The sequence below is a fragment of the Helicobacter hepaticus ATCC 51449 genome, assembly GCF_000007905.1.
In the GTDB taxonomy this organism is placed as follows: Bacteria; Campylobacterota; Campylobacteria; order Campylobacterales; family Helicobacteraceae; genus Helicobacter_C; species Helicobacter_C hepaticus.
Genome location: NC_004917.1, coordinates 618,778 through 640,812, shown reverse-complemented (window position 1 = coordinate 640,812; position 22,035 = coordinate 618,778). Strand labels below are relative to the sequence as shown.

22 protein-coding genes are annotated in these 22,035 nt (G+C 36.4%); 9 read left to right on the top strand and 13 right to left on the bottom strand.

Features of this window, described 5'->3' with window-relative positions; translation table 11 throughout:
* The first annotated feature begins 86 nt into the window (after positions 1–86).
* The 4 genes from HH_RS03280 (at position 87) to HH_RS03265 (ending at position 5,697) form a co-directional block, all read left to right on the top strand.
* Positions 87–2,366, top strand: coding sequence for an outer membrane protein transport protein (locus tag HH_RS03280; RefSeq protein WP_011115503.1), 2,280 nt, complete (start codon positions 87–89; stop codon positions 2,364–2,366).
* A gap of 125 nt (positions 2,367–2,491) precedes the next feature.
* Complete coding sequence (prfB, locus tag HH_RS03275) at positions 2,492–3,592, top strand: peptide chain release factor 2 (RefSeq protein ID WP_011115502.1); 1,101 nt, start codon at positions 2,492–2,494, stop codon at positions 3,590–3,592.
* A gap of 99 nt (positions 3,593–3,691) precedes the next feature.
* The gene (locus tag HH_RS03270) at positions 3,692–4,375 is read left to right on the top strand and encodes a chemotaxis protein (RefSeq protein WP_041309005.1); all 684 of its coding nucleotides are present in this window, start codon (positions 3,692–3,694) and stop codon (positions 4,373–4,375) included.
* Positions 4,375–5,697: a peptidase U32 family protein gene (locus HH_RS03265; protein WP_011115500.1), complete on the top strand. Its 1,323-nt coding sequence runs from the start codon at positions 4,375–4,377 to the stop codon at positions 5,695–5,697. Before HH_RS03270 ends, HH_RS03265 begins: the two co-directional genes overlap by 1 nt.
* A 4-nt stretch (positions 5,698–5,701) precedes the next feature.
* Here the strand turns inward: HH_RS03265 and HH_RS03260 are convergent, their stop codons facing one another.
* From HH_RS03260 to HH_RS03225, 8 genes are all read right to left on the bottom strand, one after another.
* On the bottom strand, positions 5,702–6,592 hold the full coding sequence (locus HH_RS03260; protein WP_011115499.1) for an ATP-binding cassette domain-containing protein: 891 nt from the start codon (positions 6,590–6,592) through the stop codon (positions 5,702–5,704).
* Positions 6,589–7,248, bottom strand: coding sequence for a molybdate ABC transporter permease subunit (gene modB / locus HH_RS03255; protein WP_081947925.1), 660 nt, complete (start codon positions 7,246–7,248; stop codon positions 6,589–6,591). Before modB ends, HH_RS03260 begins: the two co-directional genes overlap by 4 nt.
* A 17-nt stretch (positions 7,249–7,265) precedes the next feature.
* Positions 7,266–7,682 carry a hypothetical protein gene (locus tag HH_RS03250; RefSeq protein WP_011115497.1) on the bottom strand — a complete coding sequence of 139 codons (417 nt, stop codon included), beginning with the start codon at positions 7,680–7,682 and terminating at the stop codon, positions 7,266–7,268.
* A gap of 21 nt (positions 7,683–7,703) precedes the next feature.
* Positions 7,704–8,477, bottom strand: a complete 774-nt coding sequence (gene modA, locus HH_RS03245; protein ID WP_011115496.1) for a molybdate ABC transporter substrate-binding protein — start codon at positions 8,475–8,477, stop codon at positions 7,704–7,706.
* 73 nt (positions 8,478–8,550) lie between these two features.
* Positions 8,551–8,958 (bottom strand): winged helix-turn-helix domain-containing protein, encoded by a 408-nt coding sequence (locus HH_RS03240; RefSeq protein ID WP_011115495.1) that lies wholly within the window; start codon positions 8,956–8,958, stop codon positions 8,551–8,553.
* 10 nt (positions 8,959–8,968) lie between these two features.
* Entirely contained in the window at positions 8,969–9,625 is a 657-nt protein-coding gene (locus HH_RS03235) for a LutC/YkgG family protein (RefSeq protein ID WP_011115494.1), read from the bottom strand.
* On the bottom strand, positions 9,618–11,057 hold the full coding sequence (locus tag HH_RS03230) for a LutB/LldF family L-lactate oxidation iron-sulfur protein (RefSeq protein WP_011115493.1): 1,440 nt from the start codon (positions 11,055–11,057) through the stop codon (positions 9,618–9,620). Before HH_RS03230 ends, HH_RS03235 begins: the two co-directional genes overlap by 8 nt.
* A 2-nt stretch (positions 11,058–11,059) precedes the next feature.
* Positions 11,060–11,791 carry a (Fe-S)-binding protein gene (locus HH_RS03225; RefSeq protein ID WP_011115492.1) on the bottom strand — a complete coding sequence of 244 codons (732 nt, stop codon included), beginning with the start codon at positions 11,789–11,791 and terminating at the stop codon, positions 11,060–11,062.
* 293 nt (positions 11,792–12,084) lie between these two features.
* On the opposite strand from HH_RS03225, the gene HH_RS03220 reads away from it, so the two are divergent.
* Positions 12,085–13,860, top strand: coding sequence for an L-lactate permease (locus HH_RS03220; RefSeq protein ID WP_011115491.1), 1,776 nt, complete (start codon positions 12,085–12,087; stop codon positions 13,858–13,860).
* 50 nt (positions 13,861–13,910) lie between these two features.
* Here HH_RS03220 and HH_RS03215 read toward each other — a convergent pair whose 3' ends face one another.
* Both HH_RS03215 and HH_RS03210 read right to left on the bottom strand, forming a co-directional pair.
* Positions 13,911–14,924: a glycosyl transferase family 90 gene (locus HH_RS03215; RefSeq protein ID WP_011115490.1), complete on the bottom strand. Its 1,014-nt coding sequence runs from the start codon at positions 14,922–14,924 to the stop codon at positions 13,911–13,913.
* The gene (locus HH_RS03210; protein WP_011115489.1) at positions 14,921–15,859 is read right to left on the bottom strand and encodes a UDP-glucuronic acid decarboxylase family protein; all 939 of its coding nucleotides are present in this window, start codon (positions 15,857–15,859) and stop codon (positions 14,921–14,923) included. Before HH_RS03210 ends, HH_RS03215 begins: the two co-directional genes overlap by 4 nt.
* Before the next feature lie 211 nt (positions 15,860–16,070).
* Between HH_RS03210 and HH_RS03205 the strand changes: the two genes are divergently transcribed.
* The 4 genes from HH_RS03205 to HH_RS03190 all read left to right on the top strand — a co-directional run bounded on the left by HH_RS03205 (position 16,071) and on the right by HH_RS03190 (position 19,431).
* Entirely contained in the window at positions 16,071–16,349 is a 279-nt protein-coding gene (locus tag HH_RS03205; protein ID WP_011115488.1) for a DUF362 domain-containing protein, read from the top strand.
* Between the two features lie 195 nt (positions 16,350–16,544).
* Positions 16,545–17,084 carry a hypothetical protein gene (locus HH_RS03200; RefSeq protein ID WP_011115487.1) on the top strand — a complete coding sequence of 180 codons (540 nt, stop codon included), beginning with the start codon at positions 16,545–16,547 and terminating at the stop codon, positions 17,082–17,084.
* A gap of 35 nt (positions 17,085–17,119) precedes the next feature.
* Positions 17,120–18,460, top strand: a complete 1,341-nt coding sequence (locus HH_RS03195; protein WP_011115486.1) for a UDP-glucose dehydrogenase family protein — start codon at positions 17,120–17,122, stop codon at positions 18,458–18,460.
* A 77-nt stretch (positions 18,461–18,537) separates the two neighbouring features.
* Positions 18,538–19,431, top strand: a complete 894-nt coding sequence (locus HH_RS03190) for a toxin-antitoxin system YwqK family antitoxin (protein ID WP_011115485.1) — start codon at positions 18,538–18,540, stop codon at positions 19,429–19,431.
* Positions 19,432–19,445: 14 nt separating this feature from the next.
* On the opposite strand, the gene HH_RS03185 is transcribed toward HH_RS03190, so the two are convergent.
* Genes HH_RS03185 through waaA form a run of 3 tightly spaced genes read right to left on the bottom strand, consistent with a single transcriptional unit; the run spans position 19,446 to position 22,029 of the window.
* Positions 19,446–20,030 carry a YqiA/YcfP family alpha/beta fold hydrolase gene (locus tag HH_RS03185; RefSeq protein ID WP_011115484.1) on the bottom strand — a complete coding sequence of 195 codons (585 nt, stop codon included), beginning with the start codon at positions 20,028–20,030 and terminating at the stop codon, positions 19,446–19,448.
* 5 nt (positions 20,031–20,035) lie between these two features.
* Positions 20,036–20,773, bottom strand: a complete 738-nt coding sequence (locus HH_RS03180) for a pseudouridine synthase family protein (RefSeq protein WP_011115483.1) — start codon at positions 20,771–20,773, stop codon at positions 20,036–20,038.
* Positions 20,773–22,029 (bottom strand): lipid IV(A) 3-deoxy-D-manno-octulosonic acid transferase, encoded by a 1,257-nt coding sequence (gene waaA, locus HH_RS03175; protein ID WP_011115482.1) that lies wholly within the window; start codon positions 22,027–22,029, stop codon positions 20,773–20,775. The genes HH_RS03180 and waaA overlap by 1 nt, the downstream gene beginning before the upstream one ends.
* Positions 22,030–22,035 lie beyond the last annotated feature (6 nt).

The window sequence follows — 22,035 nt, the reverse complement described above, 5'->3', positions numbered from 1 at the left end:
ATGAATGTTTGCAGATAAAAAGTAAGAATCCTTAATATTTAAGGATTTTAGGGAAATTTAAAGATAGTAAGTAAGGACAAAAGAATATGCGTATTATTTTGACTTTAATACTTTTATTTTCTTTAAGTATGGCTTCTGGTTTTAAGATAACCGAGCAAAGTTTGAACGCTACTGCATTAAATTCTGCTTATGTCGCTGGAGCTTATGGGGCGGATAGCGCATATTATAATCCTGCTAATATGGGTTTTTCTCACCCATTATCAGACACGGCTAAACACGATTTAGATATTACTTTTACAGGCATTTACATTCCGGGTTTTGTTTTTACAACAGATACGAATTTGAAAAATATTGGTGAGGGCTCTATTAATTGGGGCTTAAGCACCACTACGACATTGGGTATTGATTCAAATATGGCAAATTTAGCAAACACTTTTTTGGGTGTGGATTTGAGTGCACCCATTGAAGTGCCCTCTGAAGTGAAAAACCAGCACGGAGAATGGGGATTTAGTGAGAGAGGTGCATTAGTTGAGGGTTCTGCTGACCCGACATTTTTTCCTGTGCCTAAGATTTTTTATAAAAGCAAAACTGCTAAAAATAAGTGGGGAAATTGGAATTTTGGTGCAAGTTTTACTGCTCCTAGCGGATTAGCAATGAATTGGAATGGCGAGGCAGGAGCTTTTTTACGCAATGTGATGATTGCAATGGTGGAATTTAGTCCTTCTTTGAGCTGGAATTATGATGAACGTATTTCTATTGGGGTAAGTCCGCGGATTCTCTATGGAATGGGCAATTTCAAAAACACTGTGTTTGTTCCACTTGGCACAAAAGATAAGCCCGGTGAAGTGATTACAAATATTAAAGATTTTGATGAAATTCCAGAATCTATGGTGCCACCAGCTATGGCGCAGCTCATTTATGCAGTAAATACAGCTCAAGGTAATGCTTTAGCTGCTTTGGCAGGATTAGGGGTTTCTGGTGGAGGACACTTAAATAATAAACTCCGATACCAAATGCCTACAATATTTAATCCTGAAGGGTGGTTTGGTATGCCTGACCCGAGTGTGTTTGCTCCTTATGTTGATGACAATAAACAAAGCATTGATGTTGCAGGTTATAATGCAAAGGTTGCAGAGATTAACGCAAAAATTAAAAAGAATTGGGAGAACTATCAGGGTGAATGGACAAATGGTAACTTAGAATGGCGATATAATGATAAGACTTGTGCAAGTCAAACAGCTATTTGTTTGCCCACATTATTCAATAAAGTGCCTAATCAAACTTATAAAACTACTATCAATGGGGTAGAGCAAACAGGCTATAAATTTGTCAATGGCGTAAATTATTGTATTCAAAATGGTTATAGCACAAGTGATTTTTATGGTTGTGGTAATTTAGCAGACACTATGAAAGAAGCTCAAAACTTAGGAGCATATGTGAATTGTTACACAGGGACATTTTATGATTTTAATGGTAACTTGCAAACAAGTAACCCGGGACCTTGTGCTTATCCATCTCCAACAGAAACAGATGCCGATGGAGCTCCACGTGGCTATCTCCCTCTAATGGATGCCAAACAAGTGGCAAATGCCTTTGGTATGGGAGATATGGAGATTACTACAAGGCTTGTAGGAGCGACTAAAGTAGAGCAAAAAAGTAATGGTGCAGATCTTGCCTTTGGCTATAAACTTGCAATGAGTATGCGTCCCTTTGAAAGCAAGAAAACTACTTTGAGTGTTGTTTATACTTCTCCCGTAACTTTTAACCTCAAGGGCGGCCTTGATGCTACAACTTATATTGGTGGTTCTGTGGGTAATGTAAATATGAAAGCAGATTTAAATCTTGGCGTTACGCTTCCTTCAAGCGTGCAAATTGCAATAATGCACTATTTTGAGCAATTAAGTGTAGAGTTTGTATATGAGAGAATTTATTGGAGCAAGGGAGATAAATTTGCATTTAACTTTAGCAATCCCAAATTTACGCCTCTTAGCGGTATGGTAATGCAATTTAGTTCGCAACAATTAGAAGCAATGATGGGGTTAGCTGATTATGGTGCAGTGGCTATGGGTGATGGTTGGCAGGATACTATTGCTTTGCGTTTAGGGGTTACTTATTTGACACAAAAGAATCTACTTCTAATGTTTTCTGCGGCATTTGACCAATCCCCTGTGCCTCAAGATAAAATAGGAATCCCCGATAGTAATGCCTATATGTTTGGTGCAGGAGTGAGAAAAACATTTAGTGAGCAATGGAATCTAGGCGTTGCATATAGTCTAAGTCTTAAAGATGGGCGTAAAAGTATTTATCAAACAGGTGGATTCGGACAACTTCATTTGCTCTCTGCCTCTTTGGGTTATCAATTTTAACTTTTTATTAAAAAGGCACAAAATAGCCTAATTCAAGCATTAAGAGAATTCATAGCAAAATAAAAAGTTAAGAGGAAATTATAAATATGTGCTACAATTTGAGTTTTTAAAATCAAGGGTAGAATATGGATTCTTATGAATATGGTGAGTTACTTAAAACTTTGCACAATAAATGTGAGAATATTGCAAAGATTCTTAATCCAACTTCGCTTCAAAAGCAGCTTAAAGATATTGAGAATCTTGAGCAAGATGAGCATTTTTGGAATGATAGCAAAAGAGCAGCAGAAGTAGCGAAGCAAAAGCGAAAATGTGAGCGAATGCTACAAACTTATACGAACACAAAACAAGAAATTGATGATGCACTAGAACTATATGAAATAGCTATGAGCGAGGAAGATTCTCGCACTTTAGAGTTGCTTTTTGAGCAAGCACCTTCTTTACTTAGTCATATTCAAAAGGTTGAGATTGAAGTAATGTTAAGTGGTGAGAATGATGGTTCAAATGCTATTATTACTATTCAGCCCGGTGCTGGTGGCACAGAATCTCAAGATTGGGCAAGTATCCTTTATCGTATGTATTTGCGTTGGAGTGAGCGTAGGGGGTTTAAAGTTGAGCTGCTTGATTACCAAGATGGCGAGGAAGCAGGGATTAAAGGTGTGGCTTTTATCATAAAAGGCGAAAATGCTTATGGTTATGCTAAAAGCGAGAATGGTGTGCATCGTTTAGTGAGAATCTCTCCTTTTGATGCAAATGCTAAGAGGCATACGAGTTTTGCTAGTGTGCAGGTAAGTCCAGAGCTTGATGATGATATAAACATTGAGATTGAGGACAAAGATATACGCATTGATACTTATCGTGCAAGTGGAGCAGGCGGACAACACGTCAATAAAACAGAATCTGCTATTAGAATCACTCATTTTCCTACAGGTATAGTGGTGCAATGTCAAAATGATAGAAGTCAGCATAAAAACAAGGCTACGGCGATGAAAATGTTAAAATCCAAACTCTATGAGTTAGAGTTGCAAAAAAATCAAGAAGGAGCAAGTCAAGAAAAAAGTGAAATTGGTTGGGGACATCAAATCCGCTCCTATGTGCTTGCTCCTTATCAACAGGTAAAAGATTTGCGCACTCAATTTGCTACAAGTGATACAAGCGGTGTGCTTGATGGAGATATTGATGAGATTATAGAATCTGTTCTTGTGCATACAAGTGCGAAAGATAATTAAGTTGTGTAGTCAAAAGCACTTAGCTGATTTTAATAATCCATTCAATGTAATGTTGTATAATACGCATTCCATTATTTTGAATAAAAAAAAGGCAATATAATGACCCAAGAAGAGTTAGATTCTCTTATGAATGGAGAGCCAGATATAAGTGAAGTAGATGCGCTTTCTGATACATCAGACACACAAGAAGAGTTTAAAACAGAAACTATTGACCCTAATGATTTTCGTGTGGAGGCTGATAAAAAGTGGCCTCCACCACCACCTACTGAAGACCATAAAGTAGTGCATCAGCTTGATGAAGTGACTCAAGATACAGAAGCTAAGGGTATTCAGATTTTTGACCAGCTTGAAATTATGAGCAATAGTGCGGCAAAAATTGAAAAAGAGATTAAAAATATTAAAAAATATCTTGAAAATCAAGAGCATCTTTTCAGTAAGCTTTGTGCAACATTTCCTCATATTCAGAGCTTTCAAAGTGCTTTAGAATCTACAAAAGAATTGCAAAAAAGTGAAAAAATTATTTTAAATGCAGCCAATGACATTAATGATGCTTCAATGCAGGCAATGGATTTAATGCAATATCAAGATATTCATCGTCAAAAAATTGAACGCGTTATCAATGTTATGCGTGCATTAGCACAATATATGAATTCTTTATTTGAGGGCAAAATTGATGATAGTAAGCGCGTAAGTTCAGCGGTATTTATTGCGGGAGATAATAAGGAAGATGTTGCCAATGAGGACGATATTGAGGCTCTTATTGCTTCATTTGGCGCAAAATAATGGCAGATTCTAGAGTCCAGCTCCTTTCTCCTGCTGGGAATCTTAAAAAACTTAAGATTGCTCTTGCTTATGGTGCAGATGCAGTATATGGAGGCGTGAGCCATTTTTCTTTACGCACGCGCGCGGGAAAAGACTTCAGTTTTGAAGATTTCGCGCAAGGTGTAGCCTATGCTCACGAGCGTGGTAAAAAGGTATTTGTTACGATTAATGGATTTCCTTTTAATTCCCAACTTAAACTTTTAGAATCTCATATCGCTAAAATGGCATCTCTAAATCCCGATGCGTTTATTGTAGCGGCACCGGGTGTAGTGAAATTGAGCAAAAAGATTGCTCCGCAAATCCCTATTCACCTCTCTACTCAAGCAAATGTGCTTAATGTGCTTGATGCAGAGGTATTTTATGAAATGGGTGTGAAACGCATTGTTGCCGCCCGTGAAATAAGTCTCAAAGATGCACTTGAGATTAAAAAACATTTGCCTGATTTGGAGATTGAAATTTTTGTGCACGGGAGTATGTGTTTTGCGTTTTCTGGGCGATGTTTGATTTCTGCTCTGCAGAGTGGGCGTGTGCCAAATCGTGGGAGTTGCGCCAATGACTGCCGATTTGATTATGAATATTTTGTGCGTAATGTGGAGAATGATGAGCTTGTGAAGTTTGATGGCAAAGAGTTCTATGTAAAAAACCCCGATAATGGCGTGATGATGAGATTACAAGAGGAAGAGGGCTTGGGGACGCATATTTTTAATTCAAAGGATTTAAATTTAAGTGGGCATATTCGTGAAATTTTGGATTCTGGAGCAGTAGATGCACTTAAAATTGAAGGACGCACAAAGTCAAATTATTATGCTGGCATTACGGCAAGGGCATATCGCGCAGCTATTGATGATTATTATAATGGCAGTGAAAATAGTGCCTTTTATACCAATGAACTTTATACACTTAAAAATCGTGGATTCACTGATGGTTATATTATCCATCGTCCTTATGAGAAGTTTAATACACAAAATCATCTCACTGCCATAAGTGAGGGGAGTTACCAAGTGAATGCAGAAGTTGATGAGAGTGGCGAGTGGGCATTTTGTAGGCATACCATTAGAGTTGGAGAGGCAAAAGAGATTGTCGCACCTTTTGGTGAAAGTATAACTTGTGGTAAAAGTGATCTTGGCGAGATATTTGAAGAACAAGGCGTGAAATATATGCGTTTTAATAGGATTTGCTTGAAAGATGACAAAGAGCTAGATTCTATCCATAGTGGCAATACCAATGCTTTTAAGCTGCCTTTGCCTTTGCCACCATTTAGTTTTTTGCGAGAGAGGCTTTAAAGAGTTATAAAGATACCTCAAGCTTATAAAGCACAGGGCTAAAAGCTTTAGAGGCAATAATTACTTGTTCGCCCACCTTAAAATTTGCTGCCTCAATGGGGTCATAGACAATTTGAAAAATCTCATTTTGACAAAGCACACTTATAATACATACAATCTCTTGTATGGATATATTGATAATTTTGCCTGTAAGTTTGATTTTAGCACTAAGACGCTTTTGAATAAACACTTCTTGATTGCTTCCATCACTGATAATTTGCCCTTCTTTTATGACAAAAGTGCGAGAAGCAAGAGAGAAAATTTCACTTAGATTGTGGCTCACAAGTAAAGTTGTGAGATTGAAGTGTTTGTGAATCTTTTTGAGTTCATTTTGTAGGATTTGTGCCATTGCATTATCAAGTGCAGAGAAAGGTTCATCAAGCAACAAAAGTGTAGGTCGCGAAGTAAGGGCACGCGCAAGTGCTACGCGTTGAGATTGTCCACCAGAGAGTTGATAAATGTGCGCCTTTTTAAGGGATTGCAAGTCCATAAGAGCTACGAGTTCATCAGCAAAGATTCTATCTTGTTTGTTTTTGAGCCCAAAACAAATATTTTCATATACATTTAGATGAGGAAAGAGGGCGTAGTTTTGAAAAACAAATCCAATGCGCCGCCTTTGCGGAGGGAGATCAATGTTTTTTTGAGAATCTAACCAAATCGTATCACCTACGCGAATATAACCATTTTCTACTTTATCAAGTCCGCTCAAAACGCGCAAAATACTTGTTTTCCCAGCACCACTTTTGCCAAAAAGTGCGATAAACTCACCAAAGCTTAATTGTTTATCTATTTCAAGTTTAAATGCACCTTTGCTCCCAAGCAATTTTTTATTAAAGCGAAAGACAATATCGCTCATAAGATGCCTTGAGATTGTTGGAATCGTCTGTTAAGATAAAAAATACTTAGAAGCAAAATAAAGCATATTGCAAAAAGTGTAAAAGCATATTGATGTGCGAGGGCATAATTGAGCGATTCTACTTCATCGTAAATAGCGATACTTGCCACGCGCGTTTGATTTGGGATATTACCCCCTATCATCATTACTACGCCAAATTCACCAATAGTATGCACAAAGCTTGTAACACAACCTAAGAGAAGAGCAGGTTTAATATTAGGAAGCAGGACAAAAAAGAGTGTGTAGATTCTATTTTTGCCCAGTGTGAAACTTACTTCCTTAAGCGTGGGTGAAAGGCTTGAAAGAGCGGCTTTGATAGGGTTGCACATAAAGGGTAAAGAAAAAATGATACTTGCTAAAATAAGCCCTTCAAAGCTAAAAACAAGTTTAAGATGAAAATACTCTAATAAAAACGCACCCAAAGCATTTGTAGGGCTAAAAGTAATCAAAAGATAGAATCCAAGCACAGATGGCGGCAACACAAGAGGCAGCCATACAAGCACCTCTATGATGGGACGCAAAGGATTTTGTGAAAAAGCAAGATAATTACCTAAAAATATGCCAATAGGAAGCAAAATCAATGTAGTAAGTGTAGCAACTAAGAAAGTAAGTCGCATTGTTTCAAAAAAATCCACTAGCTTTTCCTTTCAAGTAAAATATGCGTGCAAGGCACATACCACATACATTGCTCTTTAGGTTTAAGAGGATAGGGGGTAAGTGAGGGGAGAAGCGCATAGATTACAAGAGATTGTTGAGTAGAGTTTATCGCACTTTTTGGCAATATGCGAAGACGCGTAAAAAGTCCGCTGTGTTGATAAGTATCTATTATACCCTCAAAGGCATTTATGATACTTAAATGTCCTTTTGTATTGGATAAAGGCGATATAAAGACTTCATTTTCTTTAAAAGTTGCTATAACTTCGTCATTAATGACAAAATCACCGGCTTCAACCACTAAAATTTGGAGCAACCCAAGCGCACATTCTGCTTGTATCATTGTGCATTCATTATGGGTAACGATATGGGAGATACGAGCGGGAATTTTATTCATTTTTGCCACTTCATTAAAGATTTAATCATTATCTGGCTTATCATATCCGTATTCTTTGAGTATTTTTTGTGCTATTTGCGAATGAATAATATATTTAGCAAAATCTTTAGCAAGTTGAGAATCTTTGCCAAATAGAGGGATAATCAATGCTTGATTGATAGGTTTATAAGTGCCTTCATCAATAAGGATATAGGTGAGATGGGGTGTTTTATCTTTTATTACCATAGAGAGTGCGTTAAAACCAATTTCGCTTGCACCTGTAAGCACATAGGTTGTGGTTTGTCCGATAGAATCTCCTGTGCTTAGTTTGTTTTTGAGTTTCTTATCAAGTTTTTGAGATTTTAAAAATTCCTCTGCTGCTCTACCATAAGGTGCAAGTTTAGAGTTTGGGATAGCAATATGAGTAATGTTAGTATTTTGAAGTATGTCAATGCTTTTGACTTTAAATGCAGCATTGGCGCTAAAAAGCACAAGTTTTCCCTTAGCATAATTGATAGGGGGTAAAGGAGCAAGTTTTTTATCATAGAGTTTTTGTGGATAGCTTACATCAGCAGCGATAAAAAGATGAGCAGGGGCACCATTTTGAATCTGTGCATACGCCTTGCCTGATGAGATATAGTTTATGTGAATCTTATCTTTTTTGTGCGTTTTTACATACGCACTTTTAATGTCTTCAAGCACATATTTGAGGCTTGCTGCGGCAAGGACATTAATTTCTTCAGCTATTGCACTTGTGCAAAAAATCATACTGAACATACAGATATGAAGCACTTTATTTAAAAAATACTTTTTCATATCTCTCCTTGAATTTAAGTAATAAATATAATTGTATATAATTTTATATAACGAAGTCAAGATTCTAGAAATATCAACATACAGGGGGCAAATTAATTTTTCTAAAGTCTTTCAGGACGGATTCTAAGTGGGCGATTTTTTGCAAAAGTTCATTAAAATCTTGCGAATTATCCAAATAATCAAAAAAGATATTTTTTACTCGTTCTAATTCATTAAATGCTTGGAGTGCTTCAAAGCCAAGAGGAGTGAGCTTTGTGCCACCACCACCCTTGCCTCCATTATTTGATTGCACAAGTGGAGAGGGGGAGAGCTTGTTCATAATATCCACACTATCCCAAGCGGCTTTATAGCTCATATTCATCTCTTTTGCAGCCTTTGAAATTGAGCCTGTATTGGCTATACGAGTGAGTAGCTCTGCGCGTCCTACCCCAATGTAGCTTTTATTATCTTTTTCAAACCAAAACCGCGCAAAAACATTCATAGAGCTCCTTTTAATAAAGAATCACATAGGTTCGCAATGAGCCGTGCACACCAAAGACAGTTTGTAACTCAATATCAGCAGTGCGTGAAGGACCAGCAATAAAAATCATATTACTTGGCAAGATTTCCTCGTTACCACAGGCTTTGAGCTTTTGAACACCTTCATACAGATGTGCAACAATATCTTGTTTCTTAAGAAGCACGATACAAGTTCTTGTGATAAGTGATGAAAGTCGCGGAGCACGATTGCTAGAGGTAATGCCGATAATACCGAGATTTGCCACACCGCATCGCGCTTTCACGATTGAAGTATCAATGTTAAAAAGCTCCTCTCTTGTCTCATCAACACTTTTTTCATAAGGAATAAGGCTCATAGAATCTGACATATCCTTATGTAATGCTTGTATATCAATCTCATCTTCAATATCAAGATTATAGAGAATCTTAAGTGCTTTTGCTTCTGCAAGAACTTTATGTATATCTTGTATTAGAGTATTTGGACTAGATTCTACCACAATGGCTTTATTTGCATTTTGTAAGCTGATATATTCTTGCACTTTATCAGAATTTGTGCTTTTCATCGGATTAGCATAATGCGAGGATTCTGTATGAAGCGGATTAGCCTGAAGTGAGGCTTTGATATTGTCTAAAATAGCTTGCTTACTCATAAATTACTCCTTTCATATGTGATATTTTTTTATGGAGATTCCCATTTAAAGTAGGGAAAGTGCGATAAGCCACCCAATTTTTAAGCCCGGGTATAAATCCACTAAAAAGCTTTACTAGAGGCATAAGTAGAGGCTTGTTTGGCAAATTCAATAATTCACGCCAAGCATCACCATTAGTTGCAGCATTAGCAAATTGTTTCATTGCATATTCCTCACCTTTATCACGCAATGAGCCATCATTATTTTTAAGATTCTTGCGTCCTTGCCCTACTTTTTCACTACGCAAATCACGAATAAGCTCTGCAAGCGGAATCTTCACAGGACATACTTCACTACATCGTCCGCAGAGTGAGCAAAGATTCACCATATGTCCAAAATTTTTCATACCAAAAAGCTGTGGAGAAATTACTTCACCAATAGGTCCAGGATAAGTGCTAAGATAAGCGTGTCCTCCGATTTTGTCATATACAGGGCAATGATTGAGACAAGTGCCACATCGGATACAAGAAAGAGAGCGGTAAAAATGCGCATCTTTAAGTATGGTTGAGCGATTATTATCAAGGAGGATAATATGCACTTCTTTGGGACCATCTAGCTCGCCATTTTTGCGTGGAGAAGTAATAATGTTATTGTAACAAGTAATGGGTGCGCCTGTAGCTGAAGGCACAAGGAGTGTGTCAAGAATAGAAGCATCTTCAAAACTCTCCACAATCTTTTCAATGCCACAAATAGCTATATGAATATCACTTGCAGTAGTGCTCATACGCCCATTGCCTTCATTTTCAATGAGCCAAATTGCTCCCTCATTAGCAATAGCAAAATTAACCCCACTTAGTCCCATTTTAAATTCTTGAAATTCTTTACGCAAATGCACACGAGCGATTTCGTTGAGTTTTTCTGGTTCAGATTCTAAGTTTGCACCAAGTTTTTGTTGGAATATTTCGCCGATTTGATAGCGGTTTTTATGAATAGCTGGGGCGACAATATGCACAGGTGGCTCATCAATAAGTTGAATGATAAGCTCACCCAAATCTGTTTCAATGGGATTAATACCTTTTTGCTTTAAAAAAGCATTAAGATGCGTCTCCTCGCTCGCCATAGATTTGCCTTTGAGAATCTTAGTGATATTTTTCTCTCTCATAAGATTATAAATAATCTCATTTGTTTCTTTGCTATCGCGTGCCCAATGCACAATGAATCCATTTTTTGTAGCATTTTGTTCAAAACGTTCAAGGAGAGTATCAAGTTGAGAGAGAGTTTTTTGTTTAACCGCTCTTCCTTGCTCACGTAAAGCCTCCCAATCTATATAACGAGAAGAGATAAGATTCTTACGATTCCCTTTAAGGGTGTCCATTACACTCTTAAGGTTAGTGCGGAGTTGTTTGTCATTGAGTTTGGTATGGACGATATTGGTATGTTCTTGATGGCTCATAATTATGCTCCTAATCCGATTCTTTGGGCTAAGAAATCATAGAGATGAATGGGTTTGACAGCGATTTTTTGCTTTTGCATTGCCCCGCTGATATTAAGTAAGCACCCTGCATCTGCTGAAATTACATATTCTACATTTCTTGAAAGAATATCCTCAATTTTCTGGCTCACCATTGCATTTGATACTTCCGGCTCTTTAATGCTAAAAGTCCCACCAAAGCCGCAGCATTCTTCTTCTCGTTCTAGTTCAATAAGCTCAACATTTTGCAATGAAGTAATGAGAGCCTTTGCGCTATCAACAACTTTAGAGGTGCGTAAAGCGTGGCAATTACTATGCCAAGTAACTTTGGTAGGCGCACCTTTATCTTCATATCGGACATTGAGTATCTTATGTAGGTATTCGCCTAAATCATATACACGTGAGCAAAATTGTTTTACCTTCTCAAGTTCGCTTCTTCCCTCAAAAAGTGCTAAATAATCCTCTCTCATCATACCTGCACAAGAGCCTGAAGGCACAATAATTGGTTCTTCTCCCTCAAAAAGTGCTATATTATGGAGAGCAACTTTGCGGCTTTCCTCATAATAGCCCGAATTATAGCTTGGTTGTGCACAACAAGTTTGGTCTTTTTTAAAAATGACTTCACACCCCTCTTTTTGTAATAATCTGATTGCATTTACGCAAGTATCAGCATACGCTAAACTTCCTAGACAAGTTGAGAAAAAAAATACTCGCATATTAACTCCTTCCTAAATTTCATAAAACAATTATGATATAAATAAGGAGCTTTAAAAATACAAAAGGTAAAAGTTTAGTTATTTTTCTTTTTATAAATGTGTAAAATTTTCTCAATTATATGTCAAATGGATTTAATGTGAAAATTTTACACATTGGCATATAAAATACATACTCATTCATCTATTTCATAAGGTTAAGTTTTTTTTGATATTTTAAAATCAATAGCAAAATGGCAGTTGCAGTTGTTATTTTGAAAAGATTCTAACCATAAAGATTAAAGGAGATTCTAAAAATGGGTGCTTGGGAACAGATTTATGATCCACTTAACAATATGTGGTTAAGTGCAGCAGTAGCTTTTATACCTATTGCGTGTTTTTTATTATGTTTGCTTGTTTTAAAGCTTAAGGGATATATAGCGGGCTTTATCACAGTGATTGTAGCGACTTTGGTGGCATTTTATGCTTACAAAATGCCTTTTTCACTCATAGGTGCTTCTTTTGTGCAAGGATTTGCACAAGGAATGTGGCCTATTGCTTGGATTATTATTGCAGCAATCTTTCTCTATAAGCTTTCGGTGAAATCTGGCTCTTTTGAAGTAATTAAACAAAGTGTAATGACTATCACGCCTGATCATAGAATCCAAGTGATTTTGATTGGATTTTGTTTTGGTTCATTTTTGGAGGGAGCCATTGGCTTTGGCGGACCTGTTGCAATTACAGCAGCACTCCTTGTGGGCTTGGGGCTTCGTCCATTATATGCAGCAGGACTTTGTTTGATTGCAAATACTGCTCCTGTGGCTTTTGGAGCAGTTGGGATTCCAATTATTGCAATGAGTAATCTTGTAGGTGTAGAGCAATATTCTGTTGCGGCAATGGTTGGGCGTATGCTTGTGCCTTTGAGTTTAACAATCCCTTTCTTTATTGTATTTTTAATGGACGGAATCAAAGGTGTGAGAGAAACTTTCCCGGCAATTTTGGTAGCAGCAGTGAGCTTTACAGCTACTCAATTTATTAGCTCAAACTATCTTGGTGCAGAGCTTCCTGATATAGTTTCTGCTGTAGTATCTTTAGTTTGTACCACAGCTTTTTTGAAGTTTTGGTCTCCCACAAATATATTTAGGCTTGATGATTTAAAAGATTTTTCAAACCACGAAAAACTTGAATTTGTTAAAGTCTTTAAAGCGTGGCTTCCGTTTATTTTGCTCATTATTTGTGTAATTATTTGGACTCAGCCTTGGTTTAAAGCAATATTTGAAGCAAAGAAAATTTTATTTGAGAATCCAGATTTATTGATAAATGGAGCTATTGCTTTACCTAAAGAGAGTTTCTTTTTTAGCATAAAGCCTATAATTGATGATGCGGGAGCAACGATAGGTTATTATCAAATTGGAGCCTTAAACTATACCCAAGTGAGTATGGCTTTCAATCCTCTTACAAGTGTCATAACTGACCCTAGCGGCAATCCTATAAAAATTGATTTGCCCATTAATCTTATTGCGCTTCAAGCAGGCACAGCGATTTTAGTAGCCGCTTTTTTAACCATCGCTTTTTTGAGAATAAAATCAAGTGTTGCTGAAGAAGCACTTGGAGATACCTTAAAAGAAATGGCAATTCCTTGTATCACAATTGGGCTTGTTGTTGCCTTTGCTTTTATCTCAAAAAATAGTGGTATGAGCGCAACTTTGGGTATTGCTTTTGCAAAAACAGGCGATTTATTTGCTTTCTTTAGTCCAGTTATTGGGTGGCTTGGTGTGTTTATCACAGGAAGTGATACAAGCTCAAATCTACTCTTTGGTCCGCTTCAACAAGTTACTGCACAAGAGCTTGGTATTAAAGAAACATTATTTCTTGCAGCAAATTCTGTAGGTGGTGTTGTAGGTAAAATGATTTCTCCACAAAGTATCGCGATTGCTTGTGCAGCGGTTGGGTTAGTTGGTAAAGAATCAGATTTATTTAAATTTACTTTAAAATATTCTCTTGCATTTATCATTCTTATTGGTATTTGGACAGCTATTATTGCTATGTTTATTCCTTATATCATTCCCGAAGCGGTAGCCCTGGTTAAATAGCTAATGCTCCTCTAGGGGAGCTCTAGCATCGTTTAGAATCTGCTTTAGTTTTATATTCTAAGTTTATCGATTTGTCCTGTGTAGTAGAAATATTTTTCAAGCACTAAAAGAGAAATGATAGCTTCACGTTTTGTATCAAAAAATTGTTTAATATACTCTTGGGCGTTATGGATAATTTCTTTAGCTTCATTTGGGTGTTTGATGAAATATTCTAACCTTTCCTCCAAGTCTTCATAGTCATCGCGGATTTGTGCATAATGCACATTTGATTTAAGTGTGCCTTCCATAAACCAAGTTTCAAATTTTGGCTTTGACATAATTGCAAGAGAATTAGAGCTCATTACCCATTTGAGATTGCTTGCAACATCATTCCCCTCTAAAGAGAGCAAAAATTTATAAGGTAAATGTTTGGCTATGCCAATTTTTGGCTTTTGCCATAAGTGATGCACTCTTTTACTTCCGGTATGTCCTAAATCACAGAGCCGATGATTAAAATACTTTTCAAAAAATTGTGTGCGATGGGGTTGATAAATCCCGCCACGATAAAAAAGTTTATCTTGTTTATCTTCAAAGGTATATGGATCATTGATAAATGTAAAATGTCGCACCTTTTCTAAATTAAGCAAAGTAGAATAATTAAAAGGTGGAGACTTAAGAGCGTTATGCCCCCCCCCCAATGTTAATTGTTGAGAATGCGATTCATAATAATCCTTTATTGGACGTGATTTTGTAATAGAGGGTTTAGGGCAAATAAAGTTAATATCGCCAAATGCAAAATGCGCTTTAAAATCTTGAGGAAAATATCTTGTGTATTCATAGGTATCAAAAAAATACACGGTTTTCTTGCGTGTAAATCGCACAAAGCTAAGATTTTTCGCTTCATCATCAAGGGTGATAGGATTATTTAATTGGCAATAATAATCTACACGTGATTTAATATATTCAATATCAGGGCGTGTGAGCACATCTTTTAAAATTTTCTCACGATTTTTGGGCAAAAATACTGCAGGTGTTAGCATACGAGAGATTCCCTTAAGATTATAGAGAAAATAATTATTTTTCATATAATTTCCTTAAAATACGCAATTGTTTTTATTAGCCCTTCTTTAAGCTCAACATTTGGATTCCACCCTAGCTCATTTTGAGCAAGGCTAATATCGGGTTGCCGTTGTTTTGGGTCATCTTGAGGTAAGGGTGAAAAAACAAGTTTGGATTTAGAGTGAGTGAGCTCTAGCACTGCATTTGCAAGTTCAATCATACTAAATTCACGTGGATTCCCTATATTTACAGGTCCATAGAATCCATCTCTACTATCCATAAGTCTTATCATACCCTCAATCAAATCATCTACATAGCAAAAACTACGAGTTTGCTTGCCTTCGCCATAAATCGTAACATCTTCGCCTTTGAGTGCTTGAATGATAAAATTACTCACTACACGCCCATCGTTTGGGTGCATTCTAGGTCCATAGGTATTAAAAATTCTCATTACTTTAATATTTAAATTATGCTGCCTTTGATAATCAAAAAAAAGTGTTTCTGCACATCGCTTTCCCTCATCATAACACGCCCTTATACCAATAGGATTCACTGAGCCTTTGTAGGATTCTACTTGTGGGTGGATTTCAGGATCGCCATAAACTTCACTCGTGCTTGCTTGCAGAATCTTCGCTTTCACTCTCTTTGCAAGTCCTAGCATATTGATTGCTCCCATAACGGAAGTTTTAGTTGTTTGCACTGGGTCAAATTGATAATGCACTGGAGAAGCAGGGCAAGCGAGATTATAAATTTCATCAACTTCTACATAGAGAGGAAAAGTTACATCGTGGCGCATAAATTCAAAACGGGGATTTGAGAGTAAATGTATAATATTTTGTTTTGTGCCTGTGAAAAGATTATCCACACAAAGCACCTCATCACCACGATTTAAAAGTTTTTCACACAAATGTGAGCCCAAAAATCCTGCTCCGCCTGTAACTAATATTTTTTTATTTAGCATTAGGTTCCTTTATGATTTATTTTTATTGGGGATATTATATCCAAAATGCCATTAGATTCTTTCTATGCCATTTAAATCACTTATTCAATTAGCTGTAATTATTAGTAAAGTAAAATTTTATTATTCTTAATTTTATGTATTTTTTAAGATAAATATGATTATACTCTCAGCTGGGTTTTAAGCCCATAAACAACAAATAAGGGAGAACTAAATGGCTGTAAAAATTACAGATATTTGTATCGCTTGTGGTTCTTGCATTGATGAATGTCCTGTAAGTGCCATTGTAGATGATGATGCTAATCCAACAGGCGAGGGCACTTATTATGTTTATCAAAATAAGTGTGTAGAGTGTGTCGGACATAATGAGCAACCCGCGTGTGCGAGTGCTTGTCCGACTGATGGTTGCATTGTATGGAGCGAGTTAGGAACTGCTAATCGCGACTATATTGGTGCGGATATGAGAGATGGCACACATCCAGTAATGTCTTAATACTCAATTATAAATCTCACATTGCAAGAATAAATGTATGTGAGATTCTCTTTTTCCTAGCATTTTCTCAATTTATTTTTCTCTTAAAGAATTTCTTACAAATAAACAAGTAACACTCTTTTTTTGTTCAATTTATCTTCTTAAGATAGAATAGACTTTGTTTATTATTATGCAATAATTAAGGAGAAGTGACGAATGAAGCATTTATATGTTATTGGAATGATTGGCATAATGTATTTGATGACAGGTTGTTTTTCAAATAAGCCTACACCATCAAGCACACAAAATGAAATAGAAAAAATGTGTAACGAGGCAAAATACACAATCACACTAGGGCAAATCAATGATATTGGACAAAATGTGCTTTCAAAGCAAGATTTTAGAACAATTTTGGATAAAGCTCTTAGAGATTCTGGTTGTTTTGTCGTTGAATCTAAATTAAACAATCGCGAAAAAGGGTATGTATTAAATATTGAATATGGACTTGAAGTCAAAGAGAGTAAAAAAGATACAAGCGCCGTTAGCACCCAAAGTTCAGCTAGTTTAAAAAGTGAAGTGAGGTTTGTTATGAGCAGAGCTAATTATACAATCACTCAAAATGCCTCAAGCACTATGAAAATGAGTGGAAAAAAATATCTTGGCATAGGCGAAGAGCCACAAATTACGCAAGAGCAAAAAGAGCGTTTAGTTCAGCGTGCTTTAAAAACAATTTTTACTAATCTCTTAAAAATATAAATTTAATTTTGTATAAAATGCCTTAAGGAGAAAGAGTGCATATTACAATTATAGGTAGTGGTTATGTTGGACTTGTAGCAGGGGCTTGCTTTGCTCAAATGGGAAATAATGTTGTATGCCTTGATGTGGATTCTAAGAAAATTTTGCAACTTCAAAAAGGGGATATTCCGATTTATGAGCCCGGTTTGGAATCTTTAGTGCGCGAAAATACTGCACTTGGCACACTTTGTTTTACTACTGACAAAAAAGAAGCAATTTCTAATGCTGAAGTAATTTTTATCGCAGTTGGCACACCTATGGGCGATGATGGAAGTGCAGATTTATCTTATGTGCGCAATGTAGCAATGGATATTGGGACGTATATAGAGCGTGAATATGTGGTTATAGTGGATAAAAGCACAGTTCCTGTTGGCACTGCACGGGAAGTGCGAAAACTAATAGAATCCACGCTCCTAAAGCGTCATATCACTTCAGTAGCTTTTGATGTGGTAAGTAATCCAGAATTTCTTAAAGAGGGAATGGCGATTAAAGACTTTATGAGCCCTGATAGAGTAGTGATTGGAACAGATTCTACAAGAGCATTAGATACAATGAAGACACTCTACGCACCTTTTTTGCTTAAAAGCGATAGATTTATTTCTATGGGGATAGAATCTGCGGAAATGACAAAATATGCCGCAAATGCTATGCTTGCTACGAAAATTAGCTTTATTAATGAAATGAGTCAAATTTGTGAGCGCGTGGGAGCAAATATTAATGATGTGCGATTAGGTATTGGTTCAGATGCGCGTATTGGATATAGTTTTATTTATCCGGGTTGTGGCTATGGTGGGAGTTGTTTTCCTAAAGATGTGCGTGCATTAGAAAAAACCGCAAAAGATTTTGGCTATGATGCGTGTATTTTAGGTGCAGTTCAACGTGTAAATAATGAGCAAAAAATGCTTTTGGTAGAAAAAATCGTGCGCTATTTTGGCGAAGATTTATCAGGGCTTAGTTTTGCATTGTGGGGACTTAGCTTTAAGCCAGAAACTGATGATATGCGAGAAGCAAGCTCCTTGGTGCTTATAGAGCAGTTAAGTAAAAGGGGAGCAAAAATTAAAGCTTATGACCCAAAGGCTTATGGACAGGCACAATTCTATCTTAAAGATTATATGCAATCTCTTACCTTAGAGGAGAGTAAATATGAGGCATTAAAGGATTGTGCGGCGCTTGTGATTGTAACAGAATGGCGTGAGTTTAGAAGCCCAGACTTTAATGAAATTGCAAAACTTCTTATGAATCCTATTATTTTTGATGGACGAAATATTTATCAACATCTTGATATGGAATCTAAAGGATTTGAGTATTACCAAATTGGTGTAAAGCATAATAACTAAAAGCTTTCTCTTTCTATAATAAATTGATTTTTTTATGCTGATGCCGATATGTTTGCTAGAAATATAAGGAACATAAAATGTTAAAATATATTATTATTTGCATAAGTTTAATAGGTTTAATTTATAGCGCAGAGTTAGAAGTGCGTATTACGAATACTGAAACTGCTGGTGAGGTAAAACAAAGACGTGTAACTTACATTAAAGGCACAGAGATTAAGCACGGGCGAGAATCTTGGTATGATCAAACAGGGCATTTATTGCATCAAATGCACTTTATTAATGGACGTAAAGAAGGTCGTGAGATGAAATATTCCCGTGATGGTGAAGTTATTTATGATGCAAATTATAAAAACAATAAGCTTGAAGGTTTGGCACAAGAATTTTATCCTCAAAATATACTTAAATCCGAAATTACTTATTCAGAGGGTAAAATTATTGGCAAAGCCAAATGGTATCATAGCAATGGCACACTTGCTAAGGAAGCTGATTATAATGATGGTTTGCTTGATGGCAAGGTTATAGAATATTATGATAATGGAAAAGTTGCAAGACAATATACCTATAAACAAGGCAAGATTGAGGGTATTAGTCGTGGATTTTTTAAAAATGGCAAGATACAAGAAATCGTCAATTATCGTGATGGATTAAAAAATGGTGATATGAAGCAATATGATGTAAATGGTATTGTGCGTGAAGAGGCAAGTTTTAATAATGACCAAAAGACTGGACGTGAGCGAACCTATGATGGAAATGGTGTTGTAATGATAGAGCGTTTTTATGATACAGGAGTGCCAAAAAAAGTAGAAGTAAGTTGGTTCTATCCGAGCGGAAAGCCTAAAATGCAAATGCTTTATGAAGAGAATCAAGCCATTTGGCAAAAAGAATATAATGAGCTTGGTGAGGTTGTATCCAAACTTGATTGTAAAGCGCAAAATTGTATATCGGGTTTGAGTGAAAACATAGGAAAATAGAACAGCAGAGTAGATTAAAGAAAAGGTGCAAGTGTTTGTTTAAAAGGTGAAAAATCCGTAATAATATGACCACCTTCAATCATTACAATACGCGCATAATGTTGCCAATAGGCTTTTGAAACTTGCACATCAATGAGTTCATCATCAAGTGAAAGGCATACAATACATTGAATCTGTTTTGCTAAAGGCATACGCAAGGAATGCGCATATGAAACCCACGAATCATAACTAAATGTAAAACTTTGATGCGTTGTAGTATTGATTTGAGGTTGATTGATATATTTTTTAAGTTGCACTAAGGGTTCAAGAACAGGATTGAAAAGAATAAGCGTATGAGGTGTAGGAATACTTAGAGTGGGCGCAAATAGTGTGAGTTGCCATAAGTAAAATGCCCCCAAAGAGTTGCCAATAAAACCAAAGGGCATATTGGATTCTATACAATTTTGTAATTGACTTTTGCAGCTATACAGATTTGTATAAAAATCTGCGCCATTGTCATAAACAAGTTGTTGTGGCTCAATATCTAAACCACAACAAAGCCGCTTATACGCTTGAGAATCACGACTAGAGTGAAATCCGTGAGAATAAAAATATTGCATAGCTATCATTCTCCAATACGTAGTTCTTTTGGCAGGGGCGAAGTAAATTCATAGCCCAAAAGCGCGATTTTATGGGCGTGAAGCATAAGACGTTTTGCTTCATCATTTTTACCATAGATTCTATCGCCTAGTATAGGGTGATTGATACTTTGACAATGCACGCGTATTTGATGTGTGCGCCCTGTTTTGATAAGGGCTTTGAGCAAGGTTTTTTTACCCATTATACTTAGAGGGGTGAGGAGAGTGAGTGCATTTAACCCTTTTTTATCAATGCGTGATTTTGCAAAACCTCTTTTTGTTGTAGAGATTGCTTTATTTATTTCTATGGAATCTGCTAGGATTCCGTGCACAAGGCAAACATATTCTTTATAAACTTCTTGATTTTTAAAGGCTTCTTTTGCTTTTATGTGAAAAGCACTTCCTTCCTTAATGAGCAAAATGACACCACTTGTTTCCCTATCAAGCCTATGAAGCAAATGCCAGCCTTCAAACATATTACTTAAATCATAAGATTCTATAAATGGTGGTTTTTCAAGCGCAAGGATATGTTCATCGGTAAAAAGCACTTTAGGTTTTTTGGGTTTAAGAATCTCAAAGGCAGTATGGATTGGGATTTCAAGTCGTGCGATATTTACTTTTTTGCCTGCAGCGAAGACAAGTCCTTTATCAATAAGAGATTTAGCTTGATTATGAGAAATATTATGTGTGCGGGCGAGGACTTTGTAAGCCTTATCTTTATACATCAGTATATCTTTTGTATAAGGGTAGTGAGTTTGTCTTGGGAATTTGTTTTAATGGCGCTCTTGGGTAGAGATTCCCATCTAAGAAGCGTATCTTTTAAGCTTTGGGGAGGTATCAGCACATAATGTTCTATTTCCTCAAAAAGTGCGTATTGATTAAAAATATGTTCTCCACTTATAAGCTTTGTATGAAAATAAGCGGGCTCAAGCGGATTATGCCCTCCTATTTTGGCAAAACCACCACCAAGTATGACAACATCACTTATTGCATAGAGATTATTAAGTTCTCCAAGTGTATCAATAATAATTACATCTGCATTATGAGCATTCAAATGTGTTTGTGAGAAAAGTGTAGTGTTTGTAAAAGTGCGTAGGCTTAATTCATACACTTCCTTAAAACGTTCTGGGTGGCGCGGTGCAATGAGTAAAAGTGCAGAGTTATCAGATGATTTTTGAGCATTTTTAAGAGCTTTAAAGGCTTCAAGGATAAGCTTTTCTTCGCCTCTATGTGTGCTTGCGCCAATAAATACAGCAGAGGAAGGTTTGGTATAATGTGCGCTAAGTGAGGGAGTATTGAGTGTTTTAAGATTACCAAAAACTTCAACATTATGTGCACCTAAATTCTCTAAACGCTCCTTATCAATTTGACTTTGAGCAAGCACTTCATCAATAAGATTAAAAATGCCTTGATAAAACCACGCAAAACGTTGATAATTTTTGTGTGAGCGATTAGAAATGCGGGCATTAATCAGTAGAGTGCGTGCTCTATGAGACTTCGCAAGATAAAAAAGCATTTGCCATATTTCAGCTTCTGTAACCACGAGAGTTTTAAGTTGGCGACAAGATTTACTCCATAAGGGCAAAAATATTTCAAAAGGTAAATAACGCACGACAATATGGGCTGTATCTTGTGAATCTGCAGAATGCGTTTGATATAGGCGTTTTGCTTCTTTAAAACCTGTATGTGTAATAGTTGTAATAAGAATGGTGCAAGGCATAGTTTTTGATGCGTTGATAAGGGGTTCAAGAGATTTTATTTCGCCAAAAGAACACGCGTGAAACCAATATTGTGGCTCACAATCAAGCGATGAGTAAAAAAAACGTGCTGGAATAGATTCACGATGTTTTGCACGAAATATATTTGCAATTAAAATAGGTAGTGCTATAAGATAGAGTATTATACAAAGACAATAATATGTAAAAGGAAAACGAGGAGTTTTATTTTTATCTAAATCTTTTGTAGAATCTGCTCTATCCATAACAAT